Origin of the sequence: Streptomyces sp. CT34 (genome assembly GCF_000805335.1) — a bacterium.
In the GTDB taxonomy this organism is placed as follows: Bacteria; Actinomycetota; Actinomycetes; order Streptomycetales; family Streptomycetaceae; genus Streptomyces.
Genome location: NZ_KN708638.1, coordinates 3,809,190 through 3,821,582, shown reverse-complemented (window position 1 = coordinate 3,821,582; position 12,393 = coordinate 3,809,190). Strand labels below are relative to the sequence as shown.

Sequence of the window (12,393 nt, the reverse complement as noted above, 5' to 3'; positions counted from 1 at the left end):
CCCCCCCCGCGCCCGCCACTGCCACCGCCGTCGACGCCGGCAGCGGGAGCGGCGGTGGCGGTGGCGGTGGCGGAACCGTGGCCCGTACGGTCGTCCTCGGGCCGGACGTACTCGGTGGCCAGCACGTGCAGTTCACGGTCCCGGCCGGCACCTGGATGGCGGCCGAGGTCGCCGAGGGCGGCGCCTGGACGCTCTTCGGCTGCACCATGGCGCCCGGTTTCACCTTCGAGGACTACGAGCACGGGGACGCGCGGCGGCTGGCAGCGCGGTTTCCCCAGGAGACGGCCCGGATCGGGGCGCTGAGCCGACCATGACAGAGCCCAGGGCCCCTCGTCGGCCGAACGCCGGGGGAGGGGCGGCTACTCCCGAACTCCCCGACCGACAGCGGAAATCCGGCCACCCGGACCACCCGGACCACTTGGCCCACCCGAACCACCAGGAGCGCCGCCGCAACTCGGATCATCGCGACAACTCGGACCGCCCAGGCCACCCAGGAGACCCCGGCCACCCGGATACTCCCGGCGCCCCCGGGCGCTCTGGAGATCCGGGTCGCCACCACACCCCCCTCCGCCCCGCGGCCTCCGAACTCCCCGATCTGGCCGGGCAGGTGGTGCTCGTCACCGGGGCCGCGGGCGGTGTCGGGCGGGGGATCGCCATGCGGTTCGCGGCGGCGGGGGCGGACGTCGTGGTGCATTACCGGACGGGTGGTGAGGCCGCGCGGGCGCTGGTCGAGGAGATCGAGCGGGCCGGCGGGCGCGCTCTGGCGCTGGGGGCCGACCTGACCGTGGAGGGGGAGTGCCACCGGCTGGTCACGGAGGCGGCCGGCTGGCGGGGGCGGCTGACCGGTCTGGTGAACAACGCCGGGGTGCAGCCCACTCAGGAGCTGGCGGGGATGTCGCTGGCCGACTGGCGGGCCGTGGCGGACCCCAACGTGCACAGCGTGTTCGCCTGCACCCAGGCCGCCGCGGCGGTGATGCGTGCGGGCGGCGGCGGGTCGGTGACCCATATCGCCTCCATCGAGGCGGACCGGCCGGCGCCACGGCATGCCCACTACTGCGCCTCGAAGGCGGCGGTGGTGATGCACGCGCGGGCCGCGGCACTGGAGTACGGGCCGTACGGGATCCGCGTCAACAGCGTCTCGCCGGGGCTGATCGCGCGGCCCGGCCTCGCCGACGACTGGCCCGAGGGGGTGCGCCGCTGGCAACAGGCCGTGCCCACCGGGCGGTTGGGCCGGCCCGAGGACGTCGGCGACGCCTGCGTCTTCCTCGCCTCGCCGATGGCCTCCTGGATCACCGGCCACGACCTCGTCGTGGACGGCGGCGTCTCGGCCCGCCCCACGTGGTGAAGGCGTCCCACGTGGTGACGCCACCCCACGTGATGACGGCGCGGTACGCGGTGACCGCCGCCCTACGAGGTGAGGCCCGCGGCGGCGCCGGTCCGGACATCCCGACACCGGATCCGGACATCCCGCACACCGGACACAGCTGTCAGTAGGTCAGGCGGTCAGCGCGCAGCGGTCCGGACGCCGCCCTGCGCATCGCATCACGCCACGCACCGGACACCGCCCTGCGTGCCGTCCGGCGCGCCGGACGACGACGCCCGGCGCACTCCTCCGCAACGGCCACCGGTCTGCGGCACCCGACCACTCACGCCCGCAGGGGCCCGCCGACCGCCAACCCCGAGCCGCACGCCAGGTCCACACCCCACGCCAGGTCCACACCCCACGCCAGGTCCGCACCGCGCGCCGGAGCCACACCGTGCATCACGGCCGCACCGCACGCCAGGTCCGGACCACCCGTCACGGCCACACCAAGCAGTAAGCCTGGTGGCCCGCCTCGTGCAGCCGGTGGCTGAAGTCCTGCCACTCGTGGAGCAGCTGGTAGACGCTGAAGGCGTCGCGCGGGCCGCCGCGGTCGGGGACGGTGGACCAGATGAAGGCAGCCGCGCCGACCGACTCCTCGCCGACGCCGCGCAGCGGGTCGACCACGGTCATGGGGAGCTTCACGACGGCGTAGTCGGGGTGGAGGACGACCAGCTCCAGCGGCGGGACCTTGTGGAGCGGTATGCCCTCTATACCGGTGAGGACCATGGCGGCCATCGTCTCCGGCTTGATCTTGCTGAACATGCCGCCCATACCGAGCTCGTCACCGCCGAGTTCCTCGGGACGCATGGAGATCGGGACGCGGGCGGCCGTCGCACCATTGGGGGCGCCGAAGTATTTGTACGTCACCCCCATGCGTGCGCCCCTGTTTTCCCCGCCCGTAATGCTTTCGGTGTTCTCGCGCCGGTCGTCCGTGATGTCCTCGGTCCCCTCACGCCGGTGACGGCCGCGCTGGGCGCGCTCGGGACCCCGGTCATTGGTTCCCTCGCCCAGTTCGCCACCGCGATGCATATCTCCACCCGACCACTCGCAGCCCCAGCCGCGCAACCCGATCATCGTCTCAGAGACCTCCCCCGTCACCGGCGCATGAAACGCCCGGCCGCACGCCCCCGTGCGCCTCTGAGACCATTGCTTGCGTGACTTACTCGTACGACGCCCCAGTTTCGCAGACGCGCGGGGGCTGACGCCCGGTCGCGAGCGAGAGGAACGAAAAAGAAACCAAGAGGGAATCAAGCGGTGCCGGATGGTGTTCCGCGTGCCGATTCCCGCACCGTTGTCCGCCGGGCCGTGTCCGCGCGCCGCCGCCCTCCCACCGTTTATGCAGGTCAGGATCGTTGTGACTTTTCCGTATGAAGCCCCTGTTTCGCAGTCGCTGTTCGATCGCGCGTCCGTTGTGACGCCGGGCGGCGTGAATTCTCCGGTGCGGGCGTTCCGGGCCGTGGGCGGTACGCCCCGGTTCATGGTGTCCGGTACCGGTCCGTACCTCACCGATGCCGACGGCCGGGAGTATGTCGACCTGGTGTGCTCGTGGGGGCCGATGATCCTCGGTCACTCGCACCCCGAGGTGACCGCCGCGGTCCAGGAGGCGGTCGTCCGCGGTACGTCCTTCGGGACGCCCGGCGCCGGCGAGGTCGAGCTGGCCGAGGAGATCGTGGCGCGGATCGCGCCGGTCGAGCAGGTGCGGCTGGTCTCCAGCGGTACCGAGGCGACCATGTCGGCGATCCGGCTGGCGCGCGGGTTCACCGGTCGGGCGAAGGTGGTCAAGTTCGCCGGCTGCTACCACGGGCACGTCGACGCGCTGCTGGCCGCGGCCGGTTCGGGTGTGGCGACCTTCGGGCTGCCGGACACCCCCGGCGTGACCGGCGCGCAGGCCGGCGACACCATCGTGCTGCCGTACAACGACATCGAGGCGGTGCGCGCCGCGTTCGCCGCGCATCCGGGCGAGATCGCCTGTGTCATCACCGAGGCGTCGCCGGGCAACATGGGCGTCGTACCGCCGCTGCCCGGCTTCAACCAGGGCCTCGCGGACCTGTGCTCGGAGAACGGCGCGCTCTACATCTCCGACGAGGTCATGACCGGCTTCCGGGTCAGCAAGGCCGGCTGGTACGGAATTGATGGTGTACGTCCGGATCTGATGACCTTCGGGAAGGTCATGGGCGGCGGCTTCCCGGCCGCGGCGTTCGGCGGGCGCGCCGATGTGATGGCGCATCTGGCGCCGGCCGGCCCCGTCTACCAGGCGGGCACCCTGTCCGGGAACCCGATCGCCACCGCCGCGGGCGTCGCCCAGCTGCGGCTGCTGGACGACGCCGCGTACGAGAAGGTCGACGCGGTCTCGGCGGAGGTGCGGGACCTGGTCACCGCGGCGCTGACCAAGGAGGGCGTGGCCCACCGGCTCCAGGTCGCGGGCAACATGTTCTCGGTCTTCTTCACGGATGCCGAGGTCACCGACTACGAGGCGGCCAAGGCGCAGGAGTCGTTCCGCTTCACCGCCTTCTTCCACTCGATGCTGGCGCAGGGCGTCTACCTCCCGCCGTCCGCGTTCGAGTCCTGGTTCGTGTCGACCGCGCACGACGCCGCGGCCGTCGAGCGGATCGCCGCCGCGCTGCCGGCCGCCGCACGGGCCGCGGCCGGGGCGACGGCGTGAGGGAGGCGGACCGGGAGATGGGTGACATGAGCAGCCAGGACATCACCGTCGTGCATCTGATGCGGCACGGCGAGGTGCACAACCCCGAGGGCGTGCTCTACGGGCGCCGGCCCGGCTACCACCTCTCCGACCTGGGGCGGAAGATGGCCGACCGGGTCGCCGAGCACCTCGCGGGGCGGGACATCACCCATGTGGTGGCCTCGCCGCTGGAGCGCGCGCAGGAGACGGCGGCGCCGATCGCCGGGGTGCACGGGCTGACGACGGCGACCGACGAGCGGCTGATCGAGGCGGCCAACGTCTTCGAGGGCAAGACCTTCGGGGTGGGCGACGGCGCGCTGAAGAAGCCGGGCAACTGGAAGTACCTGACGAATCCGTTCCGCCCGTCGTGGGGCGAGCCGTACATCGAGCAGGTCGTGCGGATGATGGCGGCGCTCGGCGCGGCGCGGGACGCGGCCCGCGGGCACGAGGCGGTGGCGGTCAGCCATCAGCTGCCGATCTGGATCGTGCGCAGCTTCGCCGAGCGGCGCCGGCTGTGGCACGACCCGCGGAAGCGGCAGTGCACGCTGGCCTCGCTGACGTCGTTCACGTTCCACGGCGACAAGATCATCTCGGTGGGGTACAGCGAGCCGGCGCGCGACCTGGTTCCCTCCCACCTTCTGGCCGGCGCCAAACCCGTCAAGGGGAAAGGTAAGGCTTTCGGAGCCTGACAAGACGTCATGTAGCGGTATGTCATATTCGAAAGAAATGCGCATTGTGAGCGATTAGCGCGGAACATCGTCCTCCGACATGCTCTCTCCTTCAATGTCCGTTTATATGGATATGGGGTCTGTTGAGCACGGATGGGGACGACCTATGGGCGCGATCAGTCGGCGGGGCCTGCTGGGGATGGGAGTGGGAGCTGCCGCGGCGCTCGGTGTCGCCGGATGCTCGGCCGCCGGCCAGGAAGGCGCGGACAAGCAGCGGGTGAAGAACTCGGTGCAGGCGCGTCCGCAGCTCATCGGTGACGGTTCGACGGCGAACTACGGGGAGCAGCCCCATCAGCCCGGCGCTCCCGAGCGGCTGGAGCCCGGCCAGCCCCCGCCGCAGTTCGTCGTCTTCTCCTGGGACGGGGCGGGGGAGGTCGGCAACGGCCTCTTCCCCCGGTTCCGGCAGCTCGCCAAGGACCACGGCGCGACCATGACCTTCTTCCTCTCCGGGCTGTATCTGCTGCCCGAGGAGAAGAAGCACCTCTATCTCCCGCCGAACAACGAGCCGGGTGCCTCCGCCATCGGTTATCTCAGCGGTACCCACATCAAGGAAACCCTGACCAATGTGCGCGCGGCCTGGCTGGACGGCCACGAGGTCGGCACCCACTTCAACGGCCACTTCTGCTCCGGCAGCGGCAGCGTCAAGCACTGGACGCCCGAGCACTGGCAGTCCGAGATAGACCAGGCGATGCAATTCGTCACCAAGTGGCGTACGCACACCGGCTTCGCGGAGGCCGAACCGCTGCCTTTCGACTACCGCAGGGAATTGGTCGGCGGCCGTACGCCCTGTCTGCTCGGCCAGGAAAACCTGCTGCCCACCGCCCGGGAACTGGGCTGGCGCTATGACGCGAGTTCGCCCGGCGGCCTCCAGATGTGGCCCAGGAAGAAGTACGGGATCTGGGACTTCCCGCTCCAGCAGATACCCTTCCCCGGCCACCCCTTCGAGGTGCTCTCGATGGACTACAACATGCTCGCCAACCAGTCGCAGAACTCCACCAAGGCACCGTCGGCCAACTACCCGGGCTGGCGCCGGCAGGCCACCGACGCGTACATATCCGGATTCCGCCGGGCCTACGAGACCAATCGCGCGCCGTTCTTCATCGGCAACCACTTCGAGGAGTGGAACGGCGGCATCTACATGGACGCCGTCGAGGAAGCGCTCAAGCACATAGCCAACGAGCGGAACAAGGACGTCCGGCTGGTGTCCTTCCGGCAGTTCACCGACTGGATAGACGCCCAGGACCCCCGCATAGTCCGCAAGCTCCAGCAGATCGGCGTCGGCGAGCAGCCGACCGGCGGCTGGCAGGCGTATCTGTCCGAGATCTGATCCGCGCGCCGCGCCGGGAGGGCCCGAAAGCGCCCGCCGTGCTCGGCCTGACATGCCCCTTTCTCCGCGGCGCGGCGGTGCGAGGGGGGCGCGGAAGATCCGGAATCAGCCCATGCGAAACTTTTCACATGAGTGACGCCCGCGCCCCCCGCCGCCTCACGAGTCGCCGCCGTCTCACCCTGCTCGCCGCAGGAGCCGCAGTGGCCTCGCTGACGCTGAGCGCCTGCGGGGACGGTGCCTCCGGCGGCTCGGCGCAGACCCGGTTCGTCCAGGGCAAGAACGGCGTCGACACCGTCAAGCCCGACGAGCGGGAGCCGGCGCCCGCCCTGTCCGGCGAGACCACCACCGGCAAGAAGCTGAACGTGGCCGACTACAGGGGCAAGGTCGTCATCATCAACGTGTGGGGTTCCTGGTGCGGGCCCTGCATCGCCGAGGCCCCGAACTTCGCCAAGGTCGCGAACGAGGACAAGGACAAGGGCGTCCAGTTCATCGGGATCAACACCCGCGACTCCGAGAAGTCGCAGGCCACCCAGTTCGAGGAACAGCACCAGGTGCCCTACCCGAGCCTGTTCGACCCGACCGGCCGGCTGATGCTGCGCTTCCCCAAGGGCAGCCTCAACCCGCAGTCCATCCCCTCCACGATCGCCATCGACAAGCAGGGCCGGATCGCCGCCCGCTCGATCGGCCCGCTCGCGGAGGACGACCTGCGCAAGATGGTCGACCCGCTGATCGCCGAGAAGTGATCGCGTGATCGCGCTCGCCGCCACCGCGCAGAACCAGACCGTCCTCTCCGGCGCGCTGCTCGCCGCGGTGCCCGTCGCCCTGTTCGCCGGGCTGGTCTCGTTCTTCTCGCCCTGCGTCCTGCCGCTGGTCCCGGGCTACATGTCGTACGTCACCGGCGTCACCGGCACCGACCTGGCGGAGGCCCGGCGCGGCCGGATGCTGGCCGGCGCCTCCCTCTTCGTCCTCGGCTTCACCGCCGTCTTCGTCTCCACCGGCGCCCTCTTCGGGTTCTTCGGGCAGAACCTCCAGAGCTACAAGGACACCATCTCGCGCGTCCTCGGCGTGCTGATGATCCTGCTCGGGCTGGCCTTCGCGGGCGTGCTCAAGCGCTTCGGCCAGCGCGAACTGCGCTTCCACAAGAAGCCCGCCATGGGACTGGCCGGCGCGCCGGTGATCGGGATGCTCTTCGGCGTCGGCTGGACACCGTGCCTGGGCCCCACCCTCACCGCCGTCAACACGCTCTCCCTCTACCAGGCCAGCGCCGTCCGCGGCGCCCTGCTGACCGTCGCCTACTGTCTGGGGCTGGGCCTGCCGTTCATCGCCGTGGCGCTCGCCTTCCGCCGGGTGCTCGGCGCGTTCGGCTGGGTCAAGCGGCACTACGTATGGGTGATGCGGATCGGCGGCGGCATGATGGTCGCCCTCGGCATCCTCCTCGTCACCGGCGTCTGGGACAGCCTGATGTCCGAGCTCCAGAGCTGGACGCAAAGCTCCACCGTTGGGATCTGATTGATGTCCACCAAGACCGACACCACCGGCGAACCGGGCGCCACCGCGGATCCGGGCAGTGATCTCGGCGCCGCCGGATCCCAGCTCTCCACCGCGCCCAAGGAGGACATCAGCCTCCCCTCGCTCGGCCCCCTCGGCTGGGCGCGCTGGTTCTGGCGGCAGCTGACCTCGATGCGGGTGGCGCTGCTGCTGCTCTTCCTGCTGTCGATAGGCGCGATCCCCGGCTCGCTGATCCCGCAGACCGGCATCGACCCGGTCAAGGTCGACCGGTTCAAGGCCGAGCACACCACCCTCGGCGAGATCTACGACAAGCTGGGGATGTTCCACGTCTACAGCTCGGTGTGGTTCTCGGCGATCTACCTCCTGCTGTTCATCTCGCTGATCGGCTGCATCGTGCCGCGCAGCTGGCAGTTCGTCGGGCAGCTGCGCGGACGCCCGCCGGCCGCCCCGCGCCGGCTGACCCGCCTCCCCGCGTACACCACGTGGCGTACGGAGGCGGAGCCCGAGGAGGTCCTGGAGGCGGCCCGGCGGATGCTGAAGAAGCGCCGCTTCCGGGCCCACCGGTCCGGCACCGCGGTCGCCGCCGAGAAGGGCTACCTGCGCGAGGTCGGCAACCTCGTCTTCCACGTCGCGCTGATCGTGATGCTGGTGGCGTTCGCCGTCGGCAGCCTGTGGAAGTCCGAGGGCGGCAAGCTGATCACCGAGGGCGACGGCTTCTCCAACAGCCTCACCCAGTACGACGACTTCAAGTCGGGGCCGTTCTTCGACACCGACACCATGGCGCCGTTCGGCTTCACCATGAACTCGTTCGACGCCACCTACGAGCGGACCGGCCCCGAGAGGGGCACCCCCCGCACCTTCCGCGCCAACATCAGCTACTTCACCGGCGCGGACGGCACGGAGCACAAGCGGTCGCTGGAGGTGAACACCCCGCTCGACGTCGAGGGCTACAGGGTCTATCTGCTCAACCACGGCTATGCCCCGGTGGTCACCGTCAAGGACGGCCGCGGCCAGGTCGTCTACCACGGCGCGGTGCCGTTCCTCCCGCAGGACCCCAAGAACTTCACCTCCTCCGGTGTGGTGAAGGTGCCGGGCGCCGAGACCAAGGACGGCAAGCGCAACCAGCTGGGCTTCCAGGCGCTGTTCGTCCCGACCTTCGGCGGCAAGAACTCCGGCTCGATGTTCTCCCAGTTCCCCGCGCCGGACTTCCCCGTCCTGTCGGTGAACGCCTGGCACGGCGACCTCGGCATGGACTCCGGGCTCCCGCAGAACGTCTACCAGCTCGACACCAAGCGGCTGAAGCAGTACAAGGACGCCGGCGGCGACATCTTCAAGAAGATGCTGCTGCCCAAGGACCGGGCGGCGCAGATGATGAACCACTCCGGCGCCACGCTCTCGCCGCGGGAGATCGAGGCCGAGTCCACGATGAGGCTCCCCAACGGCGAGGGCTCCATCACCTTCGACGGCATCAAGACCTGGGCCAGCTTCAAGATCACCCACCAGCCCGGCAACGGCCTCGCGCTGACCGGCGCGGTCGCCGCCCTGGTCGGCCTGGCCGCCTCGCTGTTCATCCAGCGGCGCCGGGTGTGGGTGCGCGCGGAAAAGGGTGCGGACGGCGTCACCGTCGTCGAGATGGCCGGCCTCGGCCGCAGCGAGTCGGCCCGGCTGCCGGAAGAGCTGGCCGGCCTCGCCGTGGCGCTGACGCCCGACGCCCCGATCGCCCCGGACGCCGGGCCGGCGCCCGATACGGATGCCACCGACGCGCCCGCCGCCCGTACCGACCAAGACCCGACGGAGCCCACCGACTCTGCCGATCCTGCTGATCCCTCCGAAGGAGCGCGCGCGTGAACCTCGCTGCCGCAGCCAACGAGACACTGGCTCACAACAGCAATCTGCTGGTCTATTCGGCGATGGCTGTCTACACCCTTGCCTTCGTGGCCCACATGGCCGAGTGGGTGTTCGGCAGCCGCAGCAAGGTCGGCCGCACCGCCGCGGCGCTGACCACCGAGGACAAGGCGCCCGCGACGGTCTCCGTGCAGGTGGCCCGGAAGGGGGGCACCGCCGTCCTGGAGCGGCCGAAGGTCATCACCAAGGCCGTGGCCGGCGCCCGTGACGTCCCCGACGGCCCCGGCGCGCACGGCGGCACCGAGAAGGGCGACCTCTACGGCCGGATCGCCATCTCGCTGACCGTCCTGGCCTGGGCGCTCCACGTGGGCGGCGTGCTCACCCGCGCCCTGTCCGTGCAGCGCGCCCCCTGGGGCAACATGTACGAGTTCTCCACGACCTTCGGCGCGGTCGCGGTGACCCTCTACCTGGCCCTGCTGGTCTTCAAGAAGAACGTCCGCTGGATCGGCCTGCCGCTGGTCACCACCGTCCTGCTCGACCTGGGCCTGGCCGTCAGCGTCCTGTACACCGCCAGCGACCAGCTGGTGCCCGCACTGCACTCGTACTGGCTGTGGATCCACGTCTCCTGCGCGATCCTCTCCGGCGCGGTGCTCTACATGGGCGCGGTCGCCACCCTGCTCTTCCTCTTCCGCGACCGCCACGAGGCCAAGCTCGCCGACCCGAAGGGCAAGCAGCCCGGCGACTTCGCCACCTCCGTACTGGAGCGGCTGCCCTCGGCCGCCTCGCTCGACAAGTTCGCCTACCGCGTCAACGCCACCGTCTTCCCGCTGTGGACGTTCACCATCATCGCGGGCGCCATCTGGGCCGAGGCCGCCTGGGGCCGCTACTGGGGCTGGGACCCCAAGGAGGTCTGGTCCTTCATCACCTGGGTCGCCTACGCCTGCTACCTGCACGCCCGCGCGACCGCCGGCTGGAAGGGCCGCAAGGCCGCCTACCTGGGCCTGATCGCCTTCGCCTGCTACCTCTTCAACTACTACGGCGTGAACATCTTCGTCACCGGCCTGCACTCCTACGCCGGCGTCTGAGCCGCCCCGCGGTCCGCGCCGCGACATACCGGTGCCGTACGGAAACGGCCTCACCACGAGGCCGGCCCCGTACGGCACCGTCGTAGGTACGGACATCGCGCGGGTACGGACACCACGGATGCGGTCACGGAAGCGGTCAGGGATGCGGTCGCGGACGAGGCCGGGGCGAGGTCGGTGGGTTCGGGGCGAGGTCGGGGTGAGGCCGGAGAGGAGGCCCGGGGACGGTCGGGGCGCGGTCGGGGGGGACGGGTCGGGCGGCGGTCAGCGGCGCTTGCGCCCGCCGTGCTCCTGCCGCGGCGGCTGCTGTGCGGCACCCGGCAGCTTCGGCTTGGGCAGATGCGCCACCTCCCACTTCGCCTCGGCCAGTTGCCGGGCGGTGTCGTGCGGCAGCCGCGGCGGGTGGTGCGCCGGGCTGTGGAAACCGAACGCCGAGGTCAGATCGCCGAACGTGTCGCGCCGCCAGGCGCTGATGTTGGGCTCCTCGACGCCCGTGAAACGCTCCAGGAACTGCAGCACCGAGGTGTGGTCGAACGCGTCGCCGGCCGCCCAGCCGCCCACCGTCCAGGGCGAGACGATCAGACACGGGACGGGGAAGCCGCCGCCGATCGGCAGGCCGTGCACGAACTCGTTCTTCGTCCCCCTGGACGGCACCGGCGGCGGCACATGGTCGAAGAGGCCGTCGTTCTCGTCGTAGTTGAGGATGAAGGCCGTCTTGGCCCACACCTTGGGGTTGGCGGCTATCGCCTCGATCTTCCGGGCCACGAAGTCGGCGCCGGCGGCCGGCAGGAAGTCGGGGTGCTCGGACTGGTAGCTGGTCGGGATGATCCACGAGACGGCCGGCAGCCTGTCGTTGCGGGCGTCCTCCTCGAAGGCGCCGGCCGGCCCCGGCCGCATCCCGCGCTCGTACAGCGCGCTGCCCGGCTTGGAGTCCCGGAACGTCTGGAACTGCTTGAGCAGGTTGCAGCCGTAGTCGTCCTCCTCCTGGTAGACCTTCCAGCCGACGCCGGCCTTCTGCAACCGCTCCGCATAGGTGGTCCAGCGGTACGGCTCGGGCGCGGTGTTGTCGAGGACCGGCCCGCCCCGGGTGCCGCCGGGGTCGAGGGTGCCGGTCATCCAGTACAGCCGGTTCGGCCAGGTCGGGCCGAAGACGGAGCAGAAGTAGTTGTCGCAGAGGGTGAACGCCTCCGCGAGGGCGAACTGGAACGGGATGTCCTGGCGGGTGTGGTAGCCCATCACGTACGGGCCGTTGACGCCGTCGGCCTTGCGGTGCGCCGGCAGCCAGCGGTCCATCCTGCCGCCGTTCCACGCCTCGTGCTGTACGGACCAGGCGTGGCTGGTGGACGGGATGGCCTGGGCGCTGGAGGTGTGGGTGTTGAGGCGGAACGGCAGCAGATACCCGTCCGGGTTCTGCGGGTCCGGCTGGTAGAAGACGGACCGGCCGTCGGGGAGCTCGATCGCGTCCGGGTCCGCGAAGCCGCGGACGCCGCGCAGGGTGCCGAAGTAGTGATCGAAAGAACGGTTCTCCTGCATCAGCATGACGACGTGCTCGATGTCGCGGAGCGAGCCGTGACGCGGCGGACCGGCGGCGACGGCCTTCTGGACGCTGGGCGGCAGCAGCGACAGCGCGGCGGCCCCGCCGAGCGCGCCGGCAGCCGAGCCGAGGAGTCTGCGTCGGGTCATGTCGGGCATTTGTGCCACTCTCCCTGAGTCGCGTGAGCCCTCAGTGGGCCGTCCCGACTGTGACGTCGGGGCAGTTTCGCGGGCAGGGGGAGGTTGCTGAACGATGCATCAATTGGCCGTGAACAGACCAGAGTTGGCTGACCGGCCATACGCCTCATACGTCACATGACGAAGCG

At 70.5% G+C, this 12,393-nt stretch carries 12 protein-coding genes; 10 read left to right on the top strand and 2 right to left on the bottom strand.

Annotated features, from left to right (window positions below):
* The 3 genes from RZ84_RS41205 to RZ84_RS39000 all read left to right on the top strand — a co-directional run.
* Positions 1-314 (top strand): cupin domain-containing protein (locus tag RZ84_RS41205; RefSeq protein WP_241777734.1); only part of this gene is annotated, 314 nt, incomplete at its 5' end.
* A gap of 281 nt (positions 315-595) precedes the next feature.
* Entirely contained in the window at positions 596-1,345 is a 750-nt protein-coding gene (locus tag RZ84_RS16690) for an SDR family NAD(P)-dependent oxidoreductase (protein ID WP_043270062.1), read from the top strand.
* An 11-nt stretch (positions 1,346-1,356) separates the two neighbouring features.
* Positions 1,357-1,494 (top strand): hypothetical protein, encoded by a 138-nt coding sequence (locus tag RZ84_RS39000; protein WP_157878843.1) that lies wholly within the window; start codon positions 1,357-1,359, stop codon positions 1,492-1,494.
* Positions 1,495-1,798: 304 nt separating this feature from the next.
* On the opposite strand, the gene RZ84_RS16685 is transcribed toward RZ84_RS39000, so the two are convergent.
* Positions 1,799-2,236: a hypothetical protein gene (locus tag RZ84_RS16685; RefSeq protein ID WP_006604773.1), complete on the bottom strand. Its 438-nt coding sequence runs from the start codon at positions 2,234-2,236 to the stop codon at positions 1,799-1,801.
* Positions 2,237-2,699: 463 nt separating this feature from the next.
* Between RZ84_RS16685 and hemL the strand changes: the two genes are divergently transcribed.
* The 7 genes from hemL (at position 2,700) to ccsB (ending at position 10,537) form a co-directional block, all read left to right on the top strand.
* A complete protein-coding gene (gene hemL, locus RZ84_RS16680; RefSeq protein ID WP_078893833.1) occupies positions 2,700-4,025 on the top strand; it encodes a glutamate-1-semialdehyde 2,1-aminomutase in 1,326 nt (441 codons plus the stop codon).
* A 26-nt stretch (positions 4,026-4,051) separates the two neighbouring features.
* Positions 4,052-4,732 (top strand): histidine phosphatase family protein, encoded by a 681-nt coding sequence (locus RZ84_RS16675; RefSeq protein ID WP_043270057.1) that lies wholly within the window; start codon positions 4,052-4,054, stop codon positions 4,730-4,732.
* 145 nt (positions 4,733-4,877) lie between these two features.
* Positions 4,878-6,098, top strand: a complete 1,221-nt coding sequence (locus RZ84_RS16670) for a polysaccharide deacetylase family protein (protein WP_043264985.1) — start codon at positions 4,878-4,880, stop codon at positions 6,096-6,098.
* 128 nt (positions 6,099-6,226) lie between these two features.
* Complete coding sequence (locus RZ84_RS16665; RefSeq protein WP_043264984.1) at positions 6,227-6,841, top strand: TlpA family protein disulfide reductase; 615 nt, start codon at positions 6,227-6,229, stop codon at positions 6,839-6,841.
* A gap of 4 nt (positions 6,842-6,845) precedes the next feature.
* Positions 6,846-7,607 carry a cytochrome c biogenesis CcdA family protein gene (locus tag RZ84_RS16660; RefSeq protein WP_043264983.1) on the top strand — a complete coding sequence of 254 codons (762 nt, stop codon included), beginning with the start codon at positions 6,846-6,848 and terminating at the stop codon, positions 7,605-7,607.
* Positions 7,608-7,610: 3 nt separating this feature from the next.
* Positions 7,611-9,455, top strand: a complete 1,845-nt coding sequence (locus RZ84_RS16655; RefSeq protein ID WP_043264982.1) for a cytochrome c biogenesis protein ResB — start codon at positions 7,611-7,613, stop codon at positions 9,453-9,455.
* Positions 9,452-10,537 (top strand): c-type cytochrome biogenesis protein CcsB, encoded by a 1,086-nt coding sequence (gene ccsB / locus RZ84_RS16650; RefSeq protein WP_043264981.1) that lies wholly within the window; start codon positions 9,452-9,454, stop codon positions 10,535-10,537. Before RZ84_RS16655 ends, ccsB begins: the two co-directional genes overlap by 4 nt.
* 261 nt (positions 10,538-10,798) lie before the next feature.
* Here ccsB and RZ84_RS16645 read toward each other — a convergent pair whose 3' ends face one another.
* Entirely contained in the window at positions 10,799-12,226 is a 1,428-nt protein-coding gene (locus tag RZ84_RS16645) for an alkaline phosphatase family protein (RefSeq protein WP_043264980.1), read from the bottom strand.
* Positions 12,227-12,393 lie beyond the last annotated feature (167 nt).

Excerpts from the sequence above, each read along its gene's own strand:
- RZ84_RS16685 (WP_006604773.1), bottom strand. The coding sequence starts at position 2,236 with ATGGGGGTGACGTACAAATACTTCGGCGCCCCCAATGGTGCGACGGCC.
- hemL (WP_078893833.1), top strand. The coding sequence starts at position 2,700 with ATGCAGGTCAGGATCGTTGTGACTTTTCCGTATGAAGCCCCTGTTTCG.
- RZ84_RS16675 (WP_043270057.1), top strand. The coding sequence starts at position 4,052 with ATGAGCAGCCAGGACATCACCGTCGTGCATCTGATGCGGCACGGCGAG.
- RZ84_RS16670 (WP_043264985.1), top strand. The coding sequence starts at position 4,878 with ATGGGCGCGATCAGTCGGCGGGGCCTGCTGGGGATGGGAGTGGGAGCT.
- RZ84_RS16665 (WP_043264984.1), top strand. The coding sequence starts at position 6,227 with ATGAGTGACGCCCGCGCCCCCCGCCGCCTCACGAGTCGCCGCCGTCTC.
- RZ84_RS16655 (WP_043264982.1), top strand. The coding sequence starts at position 7,611 with ATGTCCACCAAGACCGACACCACCGGCGAACCGGGCGCCACCGCGGAT.
- RZ84_RS16645 (WP_043264980.1), bottom strand. The coding sequence starts at position 12,226 with ATGCCCGACATGACCCGACGCAGACTCCTCGGCTCGGCTGCCGGCGCG.